Genomic DNA, 22,441 nt, shown 5'->3' on the forward strand with positions numbered 1-22,441 from the left:
ATTTTTATTTTACCGCACATACCTCGCTAAAGCACATATCAGCTACTTGAAGTCCTAGCATTGCTTCTGCAAAAGTTGTTTTATATGCACTAAAATATTCTTGTATATACGCTATGCCTTCATTTATATCTTTAGCTTCTATTTGTTTTAATTTAGGGTAGAGTTCTTTTACAAAGTTTAGTCCGTTTTCACTCGGACATCTTCGCACAGAATTATACGCTACAATTTGTCCATTTGCCGAAGAAGATGGGCAAACATTAGCAAATACCCAATAATACGAGCCATCTTTTGTCATATTTTTCACATAGGCATTGACTTCTTTGCGTTGAGCTAGTGTATCCCAAAGGTATTTAAAGATAGTGCGCGGCATATCAGGGTGTCGCACGATAGAGTGAGGCTTACCAAGTAATTCCCTTTCTGAATAGCCACTAATGGCGACAAATTCATCATTACAATACAAAATTTTACCCTTAGTGTTCGTTTTGCTTACCAAAAAGTTGCTTACTTTTCGTTCTATTTGATTTGGTATTGGCATATTCACTCCTTACAAGAAGATAAGGATTTTGTCCTTGAAATTTTATGTACTTAAAATACGATTTTTATTTATTTTTGCTTAAATAAAAATTTTTTTTAAAAAAATGATGAAATAAAAATTTAACAAATCTTAAGTTTAAATTCTTTTATAATTTTTTGGCAGTTTTTTGAAAAGGATATAAAATAAAAAAGCTATTTTTCTTACTCTTTAGTTTGTTTTGGGGTTTAAATTTAAGCTATGCTAGTGATTTAATCTCTAAAGCCTCAAATGGAGTTTTAAATGAAAACTCATTAGGTGTTAAAAAGCTTAGTGATGAGGAGATGAAAAGCGTTGTTGGAGGTTGGTTTGATTTTCAAAGAGGTCAAGCTGCCTTGTGGCTATTCCTTATAGGTGAGGATATTGCCGTTAAAATCTTGCAGTCTTGCACTGATATTTTCAAGGTAGAAAATCGCAAAATCTGGGTGATTAGGGTTATTATCAAATACTTTTGCTATGCGTTCATACTTTGCCATAAGGGCTTCTTTAGCATCAATATGATTTGCTACTCTTGCTTCTCCACGCACACGCAGAGCTAAAATGTCTGTCGTGCTGATACAAAGCTCAACACCGCTATATTGTGTAATATGTTTATAGAGATTTTTATTGAGCGTTGTGCCAAGATATAGTTTGCCATTATGCACGATATTTGAACGCATAGGACGCACTCGTGGGTTTCCACAAGTGCCCTTTGTCGCAAGATAAAATACCCCAAGATCTAGAATTTTGCCAATCTTTGCTAGTGTGAGATATTCCATTACGCCCTACTTAACACTAGCCAAAGCTTTTTGATAATCTGGCTCGTTTGTGATTTCTTCACACACTTCTACATAAGAAACCTTGCCTTCAGGATTCACCACAATCACCGCACGAGTGAGCAACCCTGCAAGTGGAGAAGATTCTAAAATTAGCCCATAGCTCTTGCCAAAATCTTTTGCTTTAAAATCACTAAGCGTTGTGAGATTAGTAATCCCTTCGGTGCTGCAGAATCTGCCTTGCGCAAAAGGTAAATCCAAAGATACAACATACACTTTTGCATTTGCTAGTTTTGCTGCCTCTTCATTAAATTTACGCGTTTGTGTCGCACATACGCCTGTATCAAGGCTTGGGACGACATTAATGATTTGATAGCTTCCACTTGCACCGCCCACTTCTACTTGTGATAAATCTTTAGCTACAAGAGCTACTTTTGGGGCATTATCACCTGACTTTATTGTATTGCTACTTAGTTTTGCTGGAGTGCCTTTAAATTTTACTTCCATCATTTTATCCTTTTATATTAGATTATTGTATCTTTTGATACAATAACGGGATTTTAGCCAAAGGAAGTTAATTGATTACAAAGTGTTATTTGCTTGATACTTCTATTATCTTAGATGATACGCAAAGTATCATTTTTTTATGGCAGGATTCACAAAATCAGCTTTTTATCTCTGATGTTGTCATTGAAGAGCTTGATAAGAAAAAAGATTTGCAAAATGAGACAGGGTATTTTGCACGGGAATTTTTTCGTTGTATTAATAGTGATAGCTTAAATGAGAGTATTCAAAACGCCAACATTGTGAGTATTGCTAAAAATCATAATGATTTTGTCCAAGAGATTTTATTCAAGTTTGAAGAATACAGCATTCCTTTGACGCTGATTTATCGCCCACATTACAAGATTCCACCACAAGAGCATAGCTACAATGATTCTAAGCTCATTGAAATTGCTAGGGATTACAATCTTATCCTGCTGACAAATGATATTTCACTCAAAGTCCGCACTCAAGCACAAGGTATTCTAGCTCAATCGCTTTTTAGAGATAGGGTTGAAAATCCAAGTGATATTGACTTCTGGCATTGCTTTGAAGTGCATAAGGATAGTGCTTTAAGCGATTTGGCTCAAGATGAGAGATTTTCTAAACTTAAGCAATGGAGTTTAATTCAAATTGATGAAATGGATAATACTGATAGTGCGTTGTATAAAACGGGTAAAAAAATCTTTGGCTTGAAGGTTGGCAGGGAGTTTGTGGAGCTAAATCTTGATGAGATTCTAAAAGTAAATCAGCCCTACATTACGCCTATTAATTTAGAACAAAAAATGCTCTATGCCTTGCTAACTCATTCACAAAACAATCTCACTATTGCCACAGGCTCAACAGGCAGTGGGAAAACGCTTATCGCCTTACAGGCTGGAATCACGCTTGTGAAAAATGGTGTTGTTGATGGCATAGTGTATATGCGTAATACCATTACGGCTAATGACAAAGAAGCCGAGCTGGGCTATCGCAAAGGCGATGAAAGTCAAAAGCTAGGCTATTTTATGTATCCATTGTATAGTGCGATTAATTTTACCATTGATAAGCTCCAAGAAAGCTCCCTAGCCAAACGCATTGAATATCGCGGGGAAGTCAATGGCATACAAAAACAAGCCGCAACGGAATATTTTATCCAAAAGCATAATATTGAGATTGTGGATATTGCTCACGCGAGAGGCATTAGCATAGGGAATAAATTTGTGATTTTTGATGAAGTGCAAAATGCTTCAAATGCGACTATAAAGCTCATAGGCACACGCATAGGGCAGGGGAGCAAGATTGTCTTTTTGGGCGATTGGGCGCAGATTGACCATCCGTATTTAAGCAAGTTTAGAAATGGTGCGTTAAGTCTTTTGAGCAAAGCATTAAAAGATGACTTTATTGCTGGGATTCAGCTACGGCAGACGATTCGCAGTGAGGTAGCAAGCTGGTTTGGGGAAAATTTTTAAATGAAGCATTGCTTTAAGAATCTTAAACGGACACAGAATCTAACACAAACAAGGGCAAAGCAAGTGCTTATCCTGCTTATTTTGTGTTGTTTTAGCTCACTTTATGCGGCACGACCGATGATAACAGATGATGCACGCGTGGTAGATAGGCATTCTTGTCAGCTTGAAACTTGGGGTGTATATGATGGCAAAATAGGTGAGTATTGGGCGATACCGGGCTGTAATTTGCTCTTTGATATTGAGATGAGCCTAGGAGGTATGTTGAGTAACGCTCCAATTGAGCAAGGTAATGAAGATAGGAGGTTTGGTGGGAGAGAGCTTATCATCGGGGCAAAAAAGATTTTCAATGATTTAGACAAAGATAGATTCAGCTATGGGCTAGTTTTGGGAAATGCCTATAATTTTAAACGCTCAAAATATCGCAACGACCATTATCTCTATATGCCTATTAGTGCGGCATTTTTTGACCATACTTTACTTTTGCATTCAAATTTTGGCTACAAGCTAGAGCGAATGCCACAAGATAGCCATATTTATAATGTAGGTTTAGGCTTAGAGCAGCAGCTCACTAATAGAGTGTGGATTCTAGGGGAGAGTTTTTATGAGCGATTTGATAGGGCGAAGTTTCAGCTAGGGCTTAGAATCTGGATCGTGCAGGATAAGATTCAGCTTGATGGCACTTATGGAAACGCTTTTAGAGGCGGGGAGGGTTGGGTGTCTGTGGGGCTAAGATTCCTTGGTCCTGTAATGTTTTAATATCAAGTTTTAGTTTTGAAGGAGCAAAATGCGAAAAATCATTATTTATGCGTGGATAAATGTAGTATTTTTATTTGTGGGTTGTGCGTCTTTGAACGCACAAAAGCCGTTTGCATATAGCGTGCAGGTGGGGAGTTTTAGTAATGTTGAAAATGCCGGAAAGCTAGTAGATTCTCTTAACAAAAAGGGACTTGATGCGTTTTTGTTTAAAGAAAAGGGTATGTATAAAGTGCGATTTGGAAACTACCAAAGCCTTGAGATTGCCAAAAGCAAAGCTCAAAAATACCAAAAGCAGGGTTTGATTGATGAGTTTTTTATCCTTTCTCCGCAAAAATATGCCATCAATAAAAGTAATATTCCCAAACAAAAAAAGTCAAAAAGCATACGCGATGATTTAGTAGAATCCGCTCACGACTACTTAGGAGTGCCTTATAAATGGGGTGGCACCTCTGAATCTGGCTTTGATTGCAGTGGATTAACCCGTGCGGTCTATCGTCTCAATGGTATCTCCCTGCCTCGCACTTCATTTGATCAATACGATGATGGCACTTCTATCAGTAAAAGCAAACTTCAAAAGGGTGATTTAGTATTTTTCATCACCAACAAAGGTAAGAGGATTAACCACGTTGGAATCTACATTGGCAATAATGAGTTTATCCACGCTCCTAGCAAAGGCAAAGTCGTAAGCAAAGCAAGGCTAGATTCTAACTATTGGAGCAAGGCTTACAAGGGAGCTAGAAGCTATTTGGAAAACTAGTTTGCAAAAACTAAAATATTTTTTTGTGTTTAAAATCATTTTTATTTTTTAAATAAACTGACGAGATTTGTTGCTTTCTATTTACAGCTTCGTGGAAGAAGCAAGCTGTCTTATTTTTTTGAGATGCGTTATGATGAATGATGATGAGATTATGAGTGCGGTAGTTGATTACTCTGTATCCACGGGAATGGATCCATTAGATTTGATGAGTAATATTAATGATAGTTATAGCTCATTTGATGACTTGAGCGTTAATCTTGATATGACAAAGGGACAAATGGACTATGAGAACGACTTTTTTAACAACAACAATGGAGGCTTCTAAGTCCTAGTTATTCCTCGTGTTTCTCTACAAGCCCCAACAATATGGGGCAAAAGCTACACTTAGTTTTACCTTTTGCTTATGCCAATGTCTAGATTTACGATAGCATAGGCACTTTAAAATGGCTACTAGATTGACTTTCCCGCTTTTTTCTCACTCAAAAATGCAAGAATGAAAACCTACATTGCTTTTTTTTGTGCTAGTTTTTATTAAACTTAAGATTGATTAAGGAGAGTGTATATCTCTACCTTTTTTGTAAAAAAAGGTAGAGTGGGGTTGTAAGCCTTTGATTAGCCTTTGAGCTTCTTTTCTATCTCTACGACTCTTTGCCAAGTCGCTACAACAGAATCTGGATTGAGTGAAACAGAGCTTATACCCTCTTTGACAAGGAATTCTGTAACTTCAGGATAATCACTTGGGGCTTGTCCGCAGATTCCACAATATTTATTATGTCGCTTACACGCTTCTATGGCTTTTTTAAACATCGCAAACATTGCTGGATTTCTTTCATCAAAGATATGGCTTACGAGCTGCCCATCTCTATCCACACCAAGTGTAAGCTGTGTCAAGTCATTTGAACCAATGGAGAATCCATCAAACATACTCAAAAACTCATCTGCCAAAATCACATTCACAGGCAATTCGCACATTACATAAATTTCTAAGCCATTTTTGCCAGATTCTAGCCCGTTTCTTCGCATAATCTCAAGCACCTTCTTGCCCTCTTCGGGTGTGCGTAAAAATGGAATCATTACTCTCATATTTGTTAGCCCCATCTCATCACGCACCATAGCCAAGGCTTGACATTCCCATTCAAACGCAGCACGATACTGCTCGGAATAATACCGACTAGCACCGCGATAGCCTAGCATAGGGTTTTCCTCGTGTGGCTCATAAGGTGTGCCGCCAAGCATACCGCGATACTCATTTGATTTAAAATCGCTCGTGCGGACAATCACAGGATTGGGATAAAAGGCTGCACAAATCATACCAATACCCTCGGCAATTTTCTTTGTAAAAAAGTCTTTTGGATTCTCATATCCGCTCATAATCTTTTCAATCTCCGCCTTTTCCTTCAAACCCTTTGTATTGCCATTTTGTATATCAAGAAGAGCTAGAGGGTGGGCTTTGATTTGATTGAGCACGATAAGCTCCATACGCGCCAATCCCACGCCGTGATTTGGAATCTGCGAAAACCCGAAAGCTTTTTCAGGGTTACCCACATTCATATAAATCTTTGTCTTTGGGTCGCCAAGATTATTGAGCTCAATGCTTTCAATCTCGTATTCATAAATGCCATCATAAATGTAGCCTTCCTCGCCCTCTGCACAAGAAACGGTTACTTCCATACCGCTATATAGTCTATCTGTTGCACCAATAGCCCCAACAATCGCAGGCACACCAATTTCTCGTGCTACAATCGCCGCGTGGCAGGTTCTCCCACCGCGATTTGTAATAACCGCAGCCGCCTTTTTCATCGCTGGTTCCCAATCAGGGTCGGTATTATCCGTTACTAGAATCTCACCCTCTTTAAAGCTATCCATATGCTCTATATCGTTAATAATCCGCACTTTACCCGTGCCGATTTTCCCACCGATAGCTTTTCCAGTAAGAATCACTTCTTTTTTAGCACTAGGATTCACAAATTTAAATTTTTCTAGCTTTTGTCCATCGCTTTTTTTGCTCTTTTGACTTTGCACCGTTTCTGGTCGTGCTTGAACGATGAAAATCTCCCCGCTCTCGCCATCTTTAGCCCATTCCATATCCATAGGGCGATATTCTCCAGCCTCTTTTGTGTAATGCTCCTCAATTTTTATAGCATATCTCGCAAGGGTTAAAATATCTGAATCTGTGATAGAAAAGTTTTTCATTTCGCGTTGAGTGGTTTTGATGTTTTTTGTAGGGTGTTCGCTACCGCGTGGGGCATAGACCATTTTTTGATGTTTATGTCCAAGCTGACGCTTGATAATAGGGCGTTTGCCCTCTTTGAGTGTGGGTTTAAAGACATAAAATTCATCAGGATTCACCGTTCCGCCCACGACATTTTCGCCTAGTCCCCAAGATGAAGTGATAAACACCGCGTCCTTAAAGCCTGTCTCTGTATCAATGCTAAACATAACCCCAGCACTGCCTTTATCGGCACGCACCATTTTTTGCACACCCACAGACAAAGCCACTTTAAAATGATCAAATCCACGAGATGCACGATAGCTTACCGCCCTGTCAGTAAAAAGCGAAGCAAGGCAAGACTTGATATAGTGAATAAGCTCGGTTTTTCCTTTGACATTCAGGTAAGTATCCTGCTGTCCGGCAAAACTCGCATCGGGTAAATCTTCCGCAGTAGCCGAGCTTCTTACCGCTACATCGGCTTCTTTCATACCGTATTCAGCACTTAAAATCTCATAGGCTTTAAAAATCTCTTCACGCAAATCCGCAGGAAAAGGTGTGCCAAAAATTAACTCACGAATCTTCTTAGAACGCGTTTTTAAAACATCAATTTCAGTTACATCAACGCCATCAAGCAAGTCAATGATCTTTTGGCGTATGCCACCAGAATCTAGCAAATACCAATACGCATCACTTGTGATTGCAAAGCCATTTGGCACTTTTATGCCTTCACTCACAAGCTCTTGAAACATCTCACCAATACTTGCATTTTTACCGCCAACAATAGGCACATCTCTGTTGTTAAGTTCCTTAAAAAACTTAATATACTTCATTTGCAGCTTCTCCTACTTATTCTTATGCTTTGTGTTACAAGTCGCACATTGTATTGAATGAAAGTTTATCGCAAACTTAAAAAATCCAACTTTTAGCTTAATCTTGCGTTAAAAAGAAAAAAAAGTTAATTTATGCTAAAATCCCAGATTTTTGAAGTTTAGCTTCAAGTGCTGACTTCAAGCTTAGATTCTACATTTATGAGGTAAAAATGGTAAATATTACACATCTTTTAGGCGAGATTGACAATCTTAGTGAGAGTTTAAAAGCCCATAAGCTTTCATCGCAGGACTATGAGGAGATTCTTAAGATTTTAAAACGCCCTCCAAATCTTATAGAGTTAGGAATTTTTTCGGCAATGTGGAGTGAGCATTGTAGCTATAAATCAAGCAAAAAATATCTTAAAGGTTTCCCTACCAAAGCCCCTTGGGTCGTGCAAGGACCGGGTGAGAATGCAGGGGTAATTGATATTGGTAATAATCTTTGTGCAGTGTTTAAAATAGAATCTCACAATCACCCAAGCTTTATTGAGCCACACGCTGGGGCAGCAACGGGTGTTGGCGGCATTATGCGGGATATTTTCACAATGGGTGCGCGTCCGGTGGCAAGTCTCAACTCTATCCATTTTGGCGATGTGGCAGATTCTAGCAGCCTTGGCAAAAAGCACCGCTATCTTTTGCGTGGCGTTGTAGAGGGCATAGGGAGCTATGGAAATTGTATGGGGGTGCCGACAATTGGCGGAGAGATGAGCTTTGAATCTTGCTATAACGGCAATATTTTAGTGAATGCCTTTTGCTTGGGGCTAGTCAAAAAAGATGAAATATTTTATGGTAAGGCACAAGGGGTTGGGAATCCTGTGATTTATGTAGGGAGTAAAACGGGGCGAGATGGCTTAGGCGGAGCGGTAATGAGCAGTGATAGCTTTAGCTCAAACTCAAAGGCTATGCGTTCAGCCGTGCAGGTGGGAGATCCATTTGCTGAAAAGCTTTTGCTAGAGGCGTGTTTGGAGCTTTTTAAGCAGGATTTGATTATTGGGATTCAGGATATGGGAGCAGCGGGGCTTACAAGTTCTAGCTTTGAAATGGCAGGGCGAAGCGGGAGTGGTATGATACTGCACCTAGATAAAGTCCCTATGCGTGAAACTGCTATGAATCCATATGAGCTAATGCTAAGTGAATCTCAAGAGCGAATGCTCATCTGTGCGAAAAAAGGCTGTGAAGAAAAAGTGCTAGAGATTTTTGAAAAATGGGAAGTTGATGCGAGTATTATCGGTGAGGTTACAAAAAGTGGCAATATGGAGCTTTTTTGGTATGGGGAGAAGTGTGCGGAGATTCCAATTTTGGAGCTAAGTGAAAACGCCCCTATGCTTGATATGCCTACTCGTGCCTTGCCACCGCAAAGCCATAAGGCAGACCGCCTTGAGACAGATTTAAGCACACAAGAGATTTTTACGACATTGCTAGGAAGCGTTGAAATTGCTAATAAAAAATGGGTATATGAGCAATATGATAGCAGTGTGCAGAGCAATACCATAACCCCCGCTGGAAGCGGCGATGCGAGTATGATACGCATAAAAGGCACAAATACGGCGTTGAGTATGAGTGTGGATTGCAATATGCGGTATTGTCAGCTTGACCCACAAAATGGAGCTAAAATCGCCGTGGCAACTTCTGGGCGAAACTCTATTGTCAATGGTGCAAAGCCCTTAGCCATAAGTGATTGTCTAAACTTTGGCTCTCCGCAGAATCCTGAAGTGATGTGGGCATTTAGCGAAGTGTGCGAGGGCATTAAACAAGCGTGTGAGATTCTAAACACACCTGTAGTAAGTGGCAATGTCTCTTTACACAATCAAAGCGATGGTGTGGATATTTACCCAACGCCTTCAATTGTAAGCGTAGCTTTGCTTAGCGATATACAAAAGGCAATCCCTTCACAATTCCAAACACAAGGCAATAGCATTGTGTTACTTGGTGAGATTAAGCCTGAATTTGGCGGGAGCTTGGCTCAAAAGATTCTAGAAAAACGCATTTATGGGCAGATACCTGCTATTGATTTGCAAAAAGAATTGAGCTTGTGGAATCTACTTTTAGAATCTGCTGAAAATTCCCTTATCAGCTCGGCTAAGGATATAGGCGAGGGTGGTTTGGCAATGACTTTGGCAAAGATGACGCTTGGCAATGGCGTGAGTAAGCCCATAGGCTGCAATATTCATACAAATCTCCCCTCCCAGCTGCTTTTCTCTCAATCACAAAGCTGTGTTGTGGCGGAAATCACAGCAGAAAATTTGCAGAGCTTTATGCAGTTAGCTAAAAAGCATAAAGTCCCTGTGTGTGAAATCGGCTGTGTGGGTGGGGAAATATTCTGCGTTGATGAGATTAATGTGAATCTTACTGAAATGGCGGAAGTATATTTTGAAAGTTTTGAAAAGCTTATCAATCAAGATTTGTAAGATTCTGTAATGCTACTTATAGTCTTGCAAAAAGCTTGTGTTTGTGTGTTTTGCCTGTGTGTGTTGTGTTTAGACATATATGCACTAGGCAATGCGGCAGTCAATGAGCCTCCAAATCCCTTTAGCTTCCCCAAAGATGGCAGTTATTATTTAAAGCAATATGCCCCTATGCTACGCTCTTATGTGGAGCAGGTTAAAAAACAATCGCTAGAGCAAGATTATCCTTATTATGATAGGCGTCCTGTGATTGAATATAGTGTATATCGCACTTATACAGATTCTCAAAAGCTTCAATGGCGTGGTGGGATTGTGCTGATAGGGGCGTATATGGCGGAGTTTATTAAGTATAGTCATTTGGGTGGAGTGGGTATTGGTGCTAGGCTTACACCAAATGATGAGAGTTTTTATCTTAGTTTTGATGGGCGATATTTGAGTGATTTAGAATCTTTTGGGCTAGGGCAGGAGATATTTGCTTATTGTGTTTTACCACGATTTGATAAGTGTATAATGCTAGGCATAGGCGAAGAGTGGTAAAGGTTAGGTGGAGTAATAAGCAAAGTGTTAAAATCCACTTGTCATATTGAAGGACTTAGTCCTGAAATATCTCTAACAAAATTTTCTTTCTTTTTTTATCTTTAAGGGGAGGGGCTTAAATTTGCAAGCGTGGGTTCGTAGCTTCGCTACTGCACGCGAAGTCGGTTCGCAGATATACCGCTTACTCCCCCTTAAAAATCGTTCGCAGTCGTGCCACTCACCCCCTACAACGCTTTATAAGGTCTGCACTTCGTGCGATTTATTTTCAACACGCTTAAGGTCGTGCCTTAAGCGTGAGTTAGACTGATTGTTTTGATAGTATAAATTTTTGCGTTGGCAGATTGTCTAACCCAAATGCAGTCTTTGTGATTGTGTTTTATCGCTTTTTGTCATTTACAATACTGTTGCAAGGCTTTTGCGTTGTGGGTAATAGAATCTAAGCGGTTTTGCAAGGTGGATTCTATATGGCTAGATTCTGTGTGGGTAGAGTTTGTATGCGTGGATTCTAAGGTGCTAGAATCTTGTATGTTATGAGACCATAGAGAGCTTATCACTGCGTGCATATCGGCATTTTTTAGCAGATGAATATTTTGAGTGCTAATGCCACCGATAGCACAGATGGGAATCTTAAGTGTTTGTTTAGCTTGGGTTAGAAGCTCAAGCGGTGCAGGTTTGGCGTTTGGCTTTGTAAGAGAAGGGAAAAACGCACCAAAAGCCACATAATCCGCCCCTAAAGATTCTAAAACCTTTGCCCTTTGTAAATCCCCGTAGCTTGAAGCACCCAAAATCCCGCTAAATCGCTCTCTCACACGCACAAACTCCCCATCATCTTTGCCGATATGTAGTGCTGGGGCATTAAGCCTAAGAGCAAGCTTTAGCCTGTCATTAAGGACAAAAAGGGCGTTATATCGCTCACACAGCTTTAAAAGCTCTTTGGCAATGGGGCAAAGCCACTCATCGCTATGGCTTTTATCACGGAGCTGAAAGATTCTTACTCCAGCTTTGAGAGCAGATTCCACACATTGAGGTAGAATCTCATAGGGAGTTAGAATCTCATCACTTATGGCATAAATGCCTTGTAGCTTTGTATTTACACTCATCTTAATCCTGCTTATCTCATATTAACTCTATTGTGGCAATGCGAGATTCTATCTCTAGGCTTTTATGCAAGGTTTGGATTATCTTTTGAAAATGCGTGAAGTCTATCTCTTCGCCTTTGTGGGATTTAAGGTATTTGTCTAAGACTTGATAGCCGCCGATTTTATACTCCCATACACTAGAATCCACTTTGTCAAAATACAAACTTTTGTTGATAAAAAGCTGTTTAGATTCTGCGTTGTAGCTGGGCTTTTCTATAATGAGATTTTTGTCATTTTTGTTGGTATAGAGTGGCTCACCGATAGAGCTATCTAGTGCATCATCTTGCAGTAAATGCAAAGATATAAGGCTACTGCCAAGATTGCTTAAGGCTAGAAATGTCTCTTTAGATTCTACAAAGGGGATTTTAGGAAAGTCAATTTTCAAAAAGTCTAAATATTTTTCTCTATAATCCTTATGAAATAGCACCGCATAGATATAGCCTAGAATCTGCTCTGGGCTAAAATGCTCTTTATATGTAGAATCTATAAATTCCCTAAACTCTTTGCTTAGGTTTTCATCGCGCATAGGATCTTGCAGATATAGGGGGAAGATACTGCTACCACTACCTACTAAATGCAAATCTATCAATCCATTTGCGATAAAAATATTATCTAGCCCATTGACGCCGCAAGTGCGATAACACACCAAACCGATATTATTTTGCAACATTAGATTTTGCACTGCTCCAGCAGGACGACCCAAAAAACCACTTGATTTGCCTGTATAGTAAGTATATTTAAAGTCAAAAGGTTTAAAATGCACTTTTTGGATAAGTTTTTCATCTAGCTTTGTTTCTAAAAGTTCTTGTTTTGCCCACCTTATAGACCAAGTCCCAGAATCTTCTAAGGCAAAATCAATTTTGCTTTGCTCATCTGTTTGTTTGCTAAAAGTTTCTATGCGTTTCATCATTTCATCTTTAGAATTTGCGTAACAAAAAAAATCTCTATAAGTGCAGATTCCAAGCCCTGCTTTAACAAAAATATCCTTGAGACTTCTACCTTTATCATAGATTTTTCTTAGCTTATCGTTTTGGATAAAAAATTCATAGCTTGGATTTTGTGGTTTAAGTTGTTGCCACTTTATAGAATCTAAGTTTTTACTATATAAGAAGTCATATTTAAACTTTCTACTACCATATAAATCATAATAAAATACTTCGCATTTTGGCGTGTTGCTTAGATTTTTTTTAGGCTTTGTCTTTACAAAAATACTTATACCAACGCCCTGTTTAATATCAAAAACATTTTCATCTTTATTGCCGTTAGGGCAAACTTCGTGTTTATTGCTATCGCCGTGTAAATTCAAAAGATAGATTTTATCAAAGGAATTTAGTAGATTCCAACGCATTCCATTCATCGTAACACCATCAAAAAAACTATTGTTAGTAATTAGAGCAATGATTCCGCTATCCTGATTGTCTATTTTATTTTGCGCGAAGCGAATAAATTTAATATAGTCATCATTAAGTCTATGTTTTTTTTCATTTATGGGAATTTTGCTTGTTTGCTTGTTTTCTCTAAGTCCGCAGTATTTGTAAGCAGAAATGTCGTATTTGTTTATAGATAGCGCGTTGTAAGGGGGATTGCCCGTGATGATTAAAATATCTTTGCTTTTAATCTCTTGTGCTTTTTCAAACTCCTTTGTAAGCTCTGCCATACCTACAAATAGATTGCTTTGCTTATTGATTTCATTTGCTTTACTACTCATATATAGCGTATTGGTAAGCGTGATATTTAGGCTTTCATTTTCATTTAGCTCGGCTTCAAACTCTTCTTTAAAAGCTTGGGATATTTTAAGATGTGTTATCGTGTAGGGTGCGATTAAAAACTCAAAGCCATAGAATCTTTGTATCAAGGCTTTTGGGTTGTATTTCACACTGTTTTTATTACTAGATTCTAGGGCTTTTCTAAAAGCTTCAAGCAGAAATGTCCCTGTGCCTGTGGCAAAGTCTAAAAGCGTGATATTATCATCAGTGATAGCGGATTGTAGCCCTTGCTTATTAAAGTCTTTTTGTAAGGTCAAATCAATAGAATCTATGATGAATTTCACCACTGGCGCAGGGGTGTAATATACACCTCGCACTTCTCTTAAACTCTCATCATATTCTTTGAGAAAGTCTTCATACAAATGCAAATATGGGTCTTTGTAGATATGCTCTCCTAGCAAGTCTTTTTGTGAGAGCTTGTTTAAATCTTTTATGATTTCGCTTATATCTATATGATTGATAATAGCGATGATTTCTTCTAAAAGCCACTTGATAGAATCTAGCTCTTTTAACTCGCGTAAAAATTTACTCATCGCTTGGATAAGTGAGAAAGACTTAGGGATAAAATTATAAGCATTGTCTAAAGTGATTTTTTCATTTGTATTGTTGTTTAGCTTTGCTAAAAATAGGCTATAAGTAAGCGTTTGTGCGAAGCTATCGGCAAAAGTGATAAATTCTAATTCTTTATAGAGCGATTCTTTAAAGGCGTTAAAAAGCCCTTGTATGTGTGTGTTACTCTGCTTTTCTATCATTTCATCTTTTAGGATTCTAGTCCGCTGCGCCAAGGCATTTGCAAACTCTTTTGCCGTGATTATGGGGCTTGGGCTTTGGGAAAAAAAGAGTGAAAAAAGCTCGGTTAGCTCTTTTGCTTTAGTCTCTAGGTTAAAAAGCTTGGGGTTTTTGACTAGGGCTTGAAGTTGTGAAAGCTCACAGATTCTGCATTCTCGCACAATCTCTGCATTGCCCTTGTCATTTTTACGCACAAGGCAAAATCGCAAATAGTCTGTAAGCATTAGGTTGTCGCTTAGTCGCAGGTATTTTTCAATCTGTGGGCTTTGAGATATGGAATCCAAATCCGTATTTACGCGTTTGTTTTCAATATAGCCAAGCGTTAGAGAATCTTTTGTGATTAAAAAGTCTGGTGCGCCTCTGCCTTCTTTGTCGTTGTTTGGCTCGTGCTTGATATGGATAGATTGCAAGACTTTATTTTGTAGGGTTAAATACTCCTTTAAGGCATTTAGCAGATTCTCTAAAGCAGTGCGATGAGTATGTTCCTTATCCTGTGTGGAAATATCCTGCAAAGCTTCAAGGTAGTTTTGTAAAAATTGCATTTTCACTCCTTAGTATAAAGCTCCCAAATGGGTAGCTCAAAAATATCGGGAGCATTTTTCAACATTTCAAAGGGGGTAAAACGCTCCTTGTAACCCATACAATAATGATCTTTAATCCAATATCCGGGGTAAAAATATTTCAGTCCAAATTCCTGCCCTATGCTGATTTGTTTGAGAATATTTAAAGTGCCAAGGCTATAGTGTGAAAAATTATGGTCATAGTAAAAATATACCGCTGTAATACTATCCAAAAGTGCATCAACAAGTCCAACGCCAATAAGCTCTGAATCTAGAAAATACAAAAATTCATAGCCAAAATCCTGATGTCCATCTACAAACATATCCATATAAGATTCTGGCGTTATGGGGGTGTATTCCCAACCTTTTTTATCACGCATAGCTTGATGATAGCGATTGTAAAGCTCTATGTGAGCTTGTGAAATAGTGGGCTTTTGTATGTGTATATCAATGTTTTGAGCCTTTTTTAGCACTCTTTTTTGATTCTTGCTAAATTTAAAATCATCAATCAAAGTGCGGATTGAGATACAATCATTACAGCCTTGACACATCGGCACAAAAAAGTAATTCCCAAAGCGTCTCCAACCACGCTCTAAAAGTCCGTGGTAAAAGTTAGGTGTTGTATGCTGAATGTGAAAATATCTAAAAATGCTTTTCTTAGAATCTATGTAGCTACAAGTTTTTTCTTCGGAGTAAAATTCTACCAATCTCATTCATACACTCATTTCATTTAATATGCTCGTAGTTTTTCTTATGTGTGGTTACTTTCACAAGGTAGCGTCTACCCTCGCTAGAGGGGAGTTTTGATTGAATCGTGTCATAGACTTTTTTAGCGGACATAGCGTTTATACGGTTAAAGGCTTGATTTTTATCATTAGCAAAAGTCCTTAGCACACTTCCTGCTCCGGCGTTATAAGCGGTGATGACGCAGTATTCTTGGCTTTGCTTGTCTTTAATATTGGGTAAGTAGCGATTAAAAAGAATGCTAAGATATGCTACGCCGTATTCAATATTTGTTTCAGGGTTAAAGAGCATTTCTTTTGTTGGCATACCTTTTTTACCATTAATTAGCTCATACGCATCAGCCCCTGCCGTGCTTGGCACAACCTGCATAAGCCCATAAGCTGGAGCATTGCTCACAGCATAGGGGTTAAAGTTAGATTCTGTTTGGATAATGCCTAGCACAAGGGCTGGAGAGATATTGTATTTGTGAGCGTATTTTCGCACAAGCTCTTCGTATTTATGCTCACTCTTGCTTTGATAATCCCCCACCATTTGCAAATCCACATAGCTTACAAGACTTCCCTTGCTGTCTTTGCGAGTTTTTAGCTCATTTTCCACAAGGTATTTAGCATATCGCTCCGCACGCCATTGTGTCAAAATGTCCTCTCCATCGTGGTCTTTAATCAGCCCAGCAAGAAAAGGTTTGCCATCAAATTTAAAATCATCACTAGAGTATAAATCTACTTTGCTTGGGTCTTGTGGTAAAAGAAGAGTGTTTGTAATGGCTTGTTCTAGGGACTTTGTGGGGTTTGAGGTGTCAATTGTTTCAATGCGTATTGCACCGGTATGGAAGTTGATACTTGCTTTGGATTTGTAGTGATTTGAGTATTTGACATAGGTTTCAGTGCTTGGCAAACTCACATCTTCCTTGCTCCACTGCTTGGCAACATTGCCGCTTAGGTCATTTGCGACTTTTGCGTATTGTCGCTTGGCTTCCTTAATATCTCGCATAAGGGCTTTACTATCTGTGGCGTAGATTCTAAATTGATTTCCTGCGATTTGTCGCATTGCGTAGCTTGGATCATCGGCTATGGCTATTTTTGCAGCATTTTCTGGCGTGAGTGCCGAGCAACCAAAAATGCCTAGAGTCAAAGTAAAGGCTATGCTAAATTGCGTGTATTGTTTGGTGTAATGTTTCATATTGTTGCATCTCATTATTGTTTTGGTGTGAAAAAATCAGAGCCTTGATTCTAGCGTAAAAAGTTAAGTGCAGTGTAACAAATTAGCGTTGCCCTAATGATAGAAAATGTGCTATACTTTTGAGTTGTGAGCTTAAAGTAATGTTTGAAGGTTGTAAAAAAAGTTTTTAAGGAAGAAGGCGTGGAAATTGTATTTGGTCCTGTGGATTCTCGGCGTTTTGGACGCTCACTTGGTGTTGATTTGTCCCCAAGCAAAAAGCAGTGTAATTTTGATTGTGTGTATTGTGAGCTACAAGGGGCAAAAACAATGGAGAGTATGCAAGAGATTGTGCTTGTGGATTCTATCTTACAGGCGGTGCAGACAGCTCTTAGAACACAAAAATGTGATGTTTTAACACTTACTGCAAATGGTGAGCCAACGCTCTATCCGTATTTGTATGAATTAATTAGCAATCTAAAAGATATTGTGCCAGAATCTATGAAAATTCTCGTTCTTACAAATGGGTCGCTTTTGTGGAAAAAGGAAGTGCAAGATTCTCTTATGCTTGTGGATATTGTAAAATTTTCTTGTGATAGTTTAGAATCTCAAGCCTTTAAACGCATAGACCGCCCACATACAAGCCTTAATCTAGCACAGATTGAGCAGGGTATAAGGGAATTTTGCCAAAGATTTAATGGAGAGATTGTGAGCGAAGTGCTATTTGTGAAAGGTATCAATGATACAAAAGAACAGGCTAGGCAAATTGCTAGATTCTTATCAACGCTTCAAGGTCTAAAACGCGTTGATATAGGGAGTATTGATCGCCCACCGGCTTATAAAGTAGAGGCAGTGAGTGATGAGAAGCTAAAAGAACTTGCCTCATATTTTTACGCTTATGATAATTTATGCATCTCTCTTCCAAGACGCTCACAAAACAAGGCAGAAGAGAATCTTAGCTTGCAAACCTATGATACAAATGGACTGATAGGGCTTATTAAACGCCGCCCATTAAGCACATTAGACGCACAAAAAATACTAGATTCTAAAACTTTAGCACTTTTAGATGAACTTTGCCAAAAAAAAATTGTAAAGCAGTGTAGTGTGGGAGAAAATATATTTTATCAAATTGTGGGATAAAAGTTAAAAGATTTTGATTATAATACCTTGCTTTTTGTATTAGAATTCTAGCTTTTTTGTTACTGCAGAATCCACCTACAAGGGCAAAACAACAATAACAAGGAGAGATTTTATGTTTGAATTACGCAAATTGCCTTATGGCACAAATGAATTTGGTAACTTTATCAGTGAGCAGGCTTTTGAATATCACTATGGTAAACATCATCAAACTTATGTGAATAATCTAAACAACCTTATCAAAGGCACAGAGTTTGAAAATGCCGAGCTTGGTGATATTATCCTTAAATCAAGTGGGGGCGTGTTTAATAACGCGGCTCAAGTGTATAATCACGATTTTTATTGGGATTGTATTAGCCCTAAGGCAAGTGAGCTAAGTGCTGAACTAAGTGCAGCGATTAATGCGGAGTTTGGCTCACTTGATGGCTTGAAAGAAAAATTCATCGCTTCAAGCACAACGCTTTTTGGTTCAGGCTGGAACTGGCTTGTGTATAACACACAAAACAAAAAGCTTGAAATCGTGCAAACAAGCAATGCAGCAACTCCTGCGACAGATTCTAAAGTGCCACTTTTGGTTGTTGATGTGTGGGAACACGCCTATTACATTGACCATAGGAATGCTCGTCCTGCGTATTTGGAAGCGTTTTGGAAGCATATTAATTGGGCTTTTGTCTCTGTGTCTTATAAATGGGCATTGGAAAGAGGCGTTGAATCTTTCAAATTTTATGCAAATGAGCTTCACCCTGTTAAATAAGGGCGTTAATGGCACTCACGCTTGTGGGTGTCGCTATGATATTTTCTCATTTTATAAAACTCATAAAACTAAGGGCATAAGATGACACAATATCATATTCAGCAATTTATCGTTCAAGCCTTACAAGAGGATTTAGGCAGGGGCGATCTCTATGCCTTAATCGCGCAGGACAAAAATGCAAAGGCATATATTTTAGCCAAACAAGATGGCGTGTTTTCGGGCTTTGTGTATTTGCAGGAGTTGGCAAGGCATTTTGATGTAAAGATTCTAGATTCACATAATGATGGAGATAGCTTTAAAAAAGGCACACATCTTTGTGTCTTGGGTGGAAGTCATATTGCACTTTTGCAAATGGAGCGAGTGCTGCTTAATATCCTAGCTCACAGCAGCGGTATAGCCACACTCACTTATGCCTATACTTCAAAAATTAGCAATTTACCTATAAAGTTGCTAGATACACGCAAGACTCGCCCTCTTTTACGAGAGCTAGAAAAATATTCCGTTGTTAATGGTGGCGGGAGTAATCACCGCTTTGGGCTAGATTCTATGCTGATGTTAAAGGACACGCATTTGGCTCATATTGCAGACTTGCAGAGAGTAATTAGCAATGCAAGGAATAGATTGCCATTTATGTGTCCTATTGAAGTGGAGTGTGAAAGTCTAGAATCTGCTATGAAGGCAATGGAGGCTGGAGCTGATGTTGTGATGTGTGATAATATGTCAATAGATGAGATTAAAGAAGTTGTGGCGTATCGCAATGTGTCTGCAAGACATATCAAGCTTGAAGCAAGTGGCAATATAAGCCTTGAAAATATTGTAGAATACGCACAAAGTGGTGTTGATGCTATCAGTGTAGGCTCACTCATTCATCAGGCAAGATGGCTTGATTTAAGCTTTAAAATCCACACTTGCTAGATTCTAGGCATAAAAATGGCTCATAAAATAGCATTTGATAAAGAAGCATTTTTTATTCATTTATTAGAGCAAAGTGGCGTTACAAAGGGCATTGGTGATGATTGTGTTATTTTGGGCAATATGAAAAATGCCTATCCACGCACACATAGGGCACAGATTCAGCATAGGCGACATATTTTTTTAAAATCCACTCGCATTACAGAATCTTTGCATAAATCCTTTAATGCCAAAAAACCTTTGGTTGTGGGTATGGATAGCTTTTGTGAAGGAGTGCATTTTTTGCAGGAGTGGTTTTCTCCTTATGCTCTTGCGTATAAGGCATTTTTGGTTAATTACTCCGATATTGTGGCGATGAATGCTACTGCAGCTTATGCTATGCTAAGCATTACTTTGCCGCGAGAGTGGGGAAAAAGCGAGATAAGACAAAGTGTGCAGGGCATAAGTGATTTTTGTAAAAAGTTTAAGATTTTTCTTATCGGTGGGGATACGATTAGCTCTAAAACTTTGGAATTTCACATCACTTTTTTTGGTTTTGCTAACAAGCACACGCTCTATCGTGATAGAATCCCGCGTAATTGCGTCCTATACGCAACTTGTGATAGATATCCAAGTAAAACTATCGCTCAAGGTATAAAAGTGCTAAAAAATCTATTAAAAAACGATAGACAAAGGATTTCAAAAGACAATCTTAAAGCAAAAGGGCGATTTTTAAAGCCACAGATTCGCGTAGAGTTTATAAGAAGCTGTGAGAGATTTTTGCAAGGGGGGCTAGATATATCTGATGGAATCTTACAAGAAATTAAACGGCTTTGCATTCTTAATCATTGTGGTTTCAAAAGCTCTGTGCCGCTTTTTGCTGATAGCTCAAAGGCATTGCTACAAAGCGGTGAAGTGTATGAAATGCTCCTAGCCATAAATCCAAAAGATACGCTAAGGCTTAAGCGACAAGCGGCACGACATAGGATTAAGCTTCTTAAGCTTGGCACTTTTAGGCAAAAACGCACACTTTTGCCTAAAAATACACTTTGGCATTAAATCTCATCAACATAACAAGGAGAAGTAGATGAATATTATCTTAGCCACGGGGAATCACAATAAAATCCGCGAGTTTAAAGCGATTTTGCAAGAGCAGCAGATTCAGGATTCTATCCAAAATTCTATCAATGTATATGCGTATAGCGATTTTCTCGCTCCTTTTGAGATTGAGGAAAATGGTATAAGTTTCAAAGAAAATGCTACTATTAAGCTCAAGGCTATTTATCAGGCATTTTGCAAAAAGGTGCAAAGTGATATAAAAGCTCAAGATTCTATGCAGCATTTGCTTCAAGCACCATTGGTTTTTATCGCTGAAGATAGTGGGCTATGTGTGCCTATGCTGGAGAATGAGCCGGGCATTTATAGTGCAAGGTATTGTGAGTATCTCAAACTACAAGGGCAAAATCTTAGCAATGTAACAAAGCTTTGTAATAGTGCTGATGAGGCAAATCTTATGTGTTTATGTGAAAAACTCTCACATCTTTTGAGTGCAGGGCAGATTCAAATACCTGCATTTTTTGTCGCTCACATTGCTTTGCTTATTGTGCCTATGCAATTTTATGTGGATTGTGGGCTAGATTCTACACTGCCATCTTTTGAAGTTTTGCAAGTGGAGCATTGTGAGGGGATTTTGCACGGAGAAGTGATTGATAAACCAAGGGGCAAAGAAGGCTTTGGCTATGATCCTATTTTTATCCCAAGTGAATCTAATCCACACAAGCAAACATTAGCAGAATTTTCATCAAGTGCTAAAAATACTATATCTCATCGTAAGAAAGCCTTTTTGCAATGTGCCACAAAGCTTATTCCTTGTAAAGATTTAGAATCTTTTAAGGTAAAAGCAAATCTTTTGTAGATACAATCCCAAGTTTTAAATTTCAAAAATAAAGGACTTCGTATGTTGAAAACAACAACTTCAAAAATCTCTCTAGCAGTATGTGGAGTGTTGTTTATGGCAGCTTGCACGACAAACCCATATACAGGTGAATCTCAAGTAAGCAAAACTGCTATCGGTGCGATTGGCACAGCGGCAGTTGGTGCGGGTATTGGTGCATTGGTAAAGAAAAAAGATAGAGCTAAAAGTGCAGCTATTGGTGCTGGTGTGGGTGCATTAGCTGGTGGTGCTGTGGGTGGATATATGGACTATCAGGATAAGCAACTCCAAAAAGAGCTTCAAGGCACAGGTGTGAGCGTAACAAGAGAGGGTGATGAGATTATTCTTAATATGCCTGGTGATATTACCTTTAAAAGTGGTAGTGATGATTTAAGCTCTGATTTTTACAAGGTGCTAAACTCTGTGGCAAAGGTGCTAAACAAATATGATAAAACAATTATAACCGTTGTAGGATTCATAGACAATACAGGTTCTAATAAAGTGAATCTTGATCTCTCTAAAAAACGCGCACAAAGTGTTGCAGCATACCTTCAAAGCCAAAAGGTTAAAGCTGAACGCTTTGTAGTTGATGGACTAGGTGAGAGTGAGCTAATTGCTTCAAACAAAACAGCTGAAGGTAGGCAAAAAATCGCCGTGTTGAAATCTCTCTTACTGCGATTACAAAATAAAACATTCCTAGCCTGAAGGCTAGGATTC

Annotated in this window: 21 protein-coding genes; 13 read left to right on the forward strand and 8 right to left on the reverse strand. The window is 38.7% G+C overall.

From position 1 onward, the window contains the following. Positions 1-4: 4 nt before the first annotated feature. The 3 genes from EBF12_RS07840 to tpx form a co-directional block, all read right to left on the reverse strand. On the reverse strand, positions 5-535 hold the full coding sequence (locus EBF12_RS07840) for a PAS domain-containing protein (protein WP_121727162.1): 531 nt from the start codon (positions 533-535) through the stop codon (positions 5-7). Positions 536-912: 377 nt separating this feature from the next. Then, a complete protein-coding gene (locus EBF12_RS07845) occupies positions 913-1,329 on the reverse strand; it encodes a pyridoxamine 5'-phosphate oxidase family protein (RefSeq protein ID WP_121727163.1) in 417 nt (138 codons plus the stop codon). 6 nt (positions 1,330-1,335) lie between these two features. Further along, positions 1,336-1,833 (reverse strand): thiol peroxidase, encoded by a 498-nt coding sequence (gene tpx / locus EBF12_RS07850; RefSeq protein ID WP_121727164.1) that lies wholly within the window; start codon positions 1,831-1,833, stop codon positions 1,336-1,338. Between the two features lie 71 nt (positions 1,834-1,904). Here tpx and EBF12_RS07855 point away from each other — a divergent pair, with 71 nt between their 5' ends. The 4 genes from EBF12_RS07855 (at position 1,905) to EBF12_RS07870 (ending at position 5,158) form a co-directional block, all read left to right on the forward strand. Then, positions 1,905-3,320: a PhoH family protein gene (locus EBF12_RS07855; protein WP_121727165.1), complete on the forward strand. Its 1,416-nt coding sequence runs from the start codon at positions 1,905-1,907 to the stop codon at positions 3,318-3,320. After that, on the forward strand, positions 3,321-4,076 hold the full coding sequence (locus EBF12_RS07860; protein WP_244196458.1) for a hypothetical protein: 756 nt from the start codon (positions 3,321-3,323) through the stop codon (positions 4,074-4,076). 28 nt (positions 4,077-4,104) lie between these two features. Then, a complete protein-coding gene (locus tag EBF12_RS07865) occupies positions 4,105-4,833 on the forward strand; it encodes an NlpC/P60 family protein (RefSeq protein WP_121727166.1) in 729 nt (242 codons plus the stop codon). 133 nt (positions 4,834-4,966) lie between these two features. After that, the gene (locus EBF12_RS07870) at positions 4,967-5,158 is read left to right on the forward strand and encodes a hypothetical protein (protein WP_244196459.1); all 192 of its coding nucleotides are present in this window, start codon (positions 4,967-4,969) and stop codon (positions 5,156-5,158) included. Between the two features lie 287 nt (positions 5,159-5,445). Here EBF12_RS07870 and ppsA read toward each other — a convergent pair whose 3' ends face one another. Continuing rightward, on the reverse strand, positions 5,446-7,875 hold the full coding sequence (gene ppsA, locus EBF12_RS07875; RefSeq protein WP_121727168.1) for a pyruvate, water dikinase: 2,430 nt from the start codon (positions 7,873-7,875) through the stop codon (positions 5,446-5,448). A gap of 209 nt (positions 7,876-8,084) precedes the next feature. On the opposite strand from ppsA, the gene purL reads away from it, so the two are divergent. The 3 genes from purL (at position 8,085) to EBF12_RS11445 (ending at position 11,163) form a co-directional block, all read left to right on the forward strand. Then, complete coding sequence (purL, locus tag EBF12_RS07880; protein WP_121727169.1) at positions 8,085-10,322, forward strand: phosphoribosylformylglycinamidine synthase subunit PurL; 2,238 nt, start codon at positions 8,085-8,087, stop codon at positions 10,320-10,322. Positions 10,323-10,331: 9 nt separating this feature from the next. Further along, a complete protein-coding gene (locus EBF12_RS07885) occupies positions 10,332-10,856 on the forward strand; it encodes a hypothetical protein (protein ID WP_121727170.1) in 525 nt (174 codons plus the stop codon). 121 nt (positions 10,857-10,977) lie between these two features. Next, positions 10,978-11,163, forward strand: a complete 186-nt coding sequence (locus EBF12_RS11445) for a hypothetical protein (RefSeq protein ID WP_157979079.1) — start codon at positions 10,978-10,980, stop codon at positions 11,161-11,163. Between the two features lie 82 nt (positions 11,164-11,245). Here EBF12_RS11445 and thiE read toward each other — a convergent pair whose 3' ends face one another. From thiE to EBF12_RS07905, 4 genes are read right to left on the reverse strand one after another with little or no spacing between them, the layout of a single operon-like run. After that, a complete protein-coding gene (gene thiE, locus EBF12_RS07890; RefSeq protein WP_121727171.1) occupies positions 11,246-11,956 on the reverse strand; it encodes a thiamine phosphate synthase in 711 nt (236 codons plus the stop codon). Positions 11,957-11,972: 16 nt separating this feature from the next. Next, positions 11,973-15,092, reverse strand: coding sequence for a type ISP restriction/modification enzyme (locus tag EBF12_RS07895; RefSeq protein WP_121727172.1), 3,120 nt, complete (start codon positions 15,090-15,092; stop codon positions 11,973-11,975). 2 nt (positions 15,093-15,094) lie between these two features. After that, complete coding sequence (locus EBF12_RS07900; RefSeq protein WP_121727173.1) at positions 15,095-15,823, reverse strand: arginyltransferase; 729 nt, start codon at positions 15,821-15,823, stop codon at positions 15,095-15,097. A 13-nt stretch (positions 15,824-15,836) separates the two neighbouring features. After that, a complete protein-coding gene (locus EBF12_RS07905) occupies positions 15,837-17,033 on the reverse strand; it encodes a murein transglycosylase domain-containing protein (RefSeq protein ID WP_121727200.1) in 1,197 nt (398 codons plus the stop codon). 180 nt (positions 17,034-17,213) lie between these two features. Here EBF12_RS07905 and EBF12_RS07910 point away from each other — a divergent pair, with 180 nt between their 5' ends. The 6 genes from EBF12_RS07910 (at position 17,214) to EBF12_RS11930 (ending at position 22,429) form a co-directional block, all read left to right on the forward strand. Continuing rightward, positions 17,214-18,149 (forward strand): radical SAM protein, encoded by a 936-nt coding sequence (locus EBF12_RS07910; RefSeq protein WP_121727174.1) that lies wholly within the window; start codon positions 17,214-17,216, stop codon positions 18,147-18,149. Between the two features lie 112 nt (positions 18,150-18,261). Beyond that, a complete protein-coding gene (locus EBF12_RS07915; protein ID WP_121727175.1) occupies positions 18,262-18,900 on the forward strand; it encodes a superoxide dismutase in 639 nt (212 codons plus the stop codon). An 81-nt stretch (positions 18,901-18,981) separates the two neighbouring features. After that, a complete protein-coding gene (gene nadC / locus EBF12_RS07920; protein ID WP_121727176.1) occupies positions 18,982-19,815 on the forward strand; it encodes a carboxylating nicotinate-nucleotide diphosphorylase in 834 nt (277 codons plus the stop codon). Between the two features lie 15 nt (positions 19,816-19,830). Then, positions 19,831-20,850: a thiamine-phosphate kinase gene (locus EBF12_RS07925; RefSeq protein WP_121727177.1), complete on the forward strand. Its 1,020-nt coding sequence runs from the start codon at positions 19,831-19,833 to the stop codon at positions 20,848-20,850. Between the two features lie 28 nt (positions 20,851-20,878). Beyond that, positions 20,879-21,706, forward strand: coding sequence for a non-canonical purine NTP pyrophosphatase (locus EBF12_RS07930; RefSeq protein WP_121727178.1), 828 nt, complete (start codon positions 20,879-20,881; stop codon positions 21,704-21,706). A gap of 42 nt (positions 21,707-21,748) precedes the next feature. Next, the gene (locus EBF12_RS11930) at positions 21,749-22,429 is read left to right on the forward strand and encodes a YiaD family glycine zipper/OmpA-like lipoprotein (protein ID WP_244196460.1); all 681 of its coding nucleotides are present in this window, start codon (positions 21,749-21,751) and stop codon (positions 22,427-22,429) included. Positions 22,430-22,441: the final 12 nt, after the last annotated feature.

Source organism: Helicobacter labetoulli, from assembly GCF_003670275.1.
In the GTDB taxonomy this organism is placed as follows: Bacteria; Campylobacterota; Campylobacteria; order Campylobacterales; family Helicobacteraceae; genus Helicobacter_C; species Helicobacter_C labetoulli.

Bases quoted from the DNA above. Each gene is read 5' to 3' on its own strand.
- purL (WP_121727169.1), top strand. From the start codon at position 8,085: ATGGTAAATATTACACATCTTTTAGGCGAGATTGACAATCTTAGTGAG.
- EBF12_RS07900 (WP_121727173.1), bottom strand. From the start codon at position 15,823: ATGAGATTGGTAGAATTTTACTCCGAAGAAAAAACTTGTAGCTACATA.
- EBF12_RS07925 (WP_121727177.1), top strand. From the start codon at position 19,831: ATGGCTCATAAAATAGCATTTGATAAAGAAGCATTTTTTATTCATTTA.
- EBF12_RS07845 (WP_121727163.1), bottom strand. From the start codon at position 1,329: ATGGAATATCTCACACTAGCAAAGATTGGCAAAATTCTAGATCTTGGG.
- EBF12_RS07840 (WP_121727162.1), bottom strand. From the start codon at position 535: ATGCCAATACCAAATCAAATAGAACGAAAAGTAAGCAACTTTTTGGTA.
- EBF12_RS07905 (WP_121727200.1), bottom strand. From the start codon at position 17,033: ATGAAACATTACACCAAACAATACACGCAATTTAGCATAGCCTTTACT.
- nadC (WP_121727176.1), top strand. From the start codon at position 18,982: ATGACACAATATCATATTCAGCAATTTATCGTTCAAGCCTTACAAGAG.
- EBF12_RS07930 (WP_121727178.1), top strand. From the start codon at position 20,879: ATGAATATTATCTTAGCCACGGGGAATCACAATAAAATCCGCGAGTTT.
- ppsA (WP_121727168.1), bottom strand. From the start codon at position 7,875: ATGAAGTATATTAAGTTTTTTAAGGAACTTAACAACAGAGATGTGCCT.
- EBF12_RS07865 (WP_121727166.1), top strand. From the start codon at position 4,105: ATGCGAAAAATCATTATTTATGCGTGGATAAATGTAGTATTTTTATTT.
- EBF12_RS07915 (WP_121727175.1), top strand. From the start codon at position 18,262: ATGTTTGAATTACGCAAATTGCCTTATGGCACAAATGAATTTGGTAAC.
- EBF12_RS07860 (WP_244196458.1), top strand. From the start codon at position 3,321: ATGAAGCATTGCTTTAAGAATCTTAAACGGACACAGAATCTAACACAA.
- EBF12_RS07870 (WP_244196459.1), top strand. From the start codon at position 4,967: ATGAATGATGATGAGATTATGAGTGCGGTAGTTGATTACTCTGTATCC.
- EBF12_RS07895 (WP_121727172.1), bottom strand. From the start codon at position 15,092: ATGCAATTTTTACAAAACTACCTTGAAGCTTTGCAGGATATTTCCACA.
- EBF12_RS07885 (WP_121727170.1), top strand. From the start codon at position 10,332: ATGCTACTTATAGTCTTGCAAAAAGCTTGTGTTTGTGTGTTTTGCCTG.
- tpx (WP_121727164.1), bottom strand. From the start codon at position 1,833: ATGGAAGTAAAATTTAAAGGCACTCCAGCAAAACTAAGTAGCAATACA.
- thiE (WP_121727171.1), bottom strand. From the start codon at position 11,956: ATGAGTGTAAATACAAAGCTACAAGGCATTTATGCCATAAGTGATGAG.
- EBF12_RS11930 (WP_244196460.1), top strand. From the start codon at position 21,749: ATGTTGAAAACAACAACTTCAAAAATCTCTCTAGCAGTATGTGGAGTG.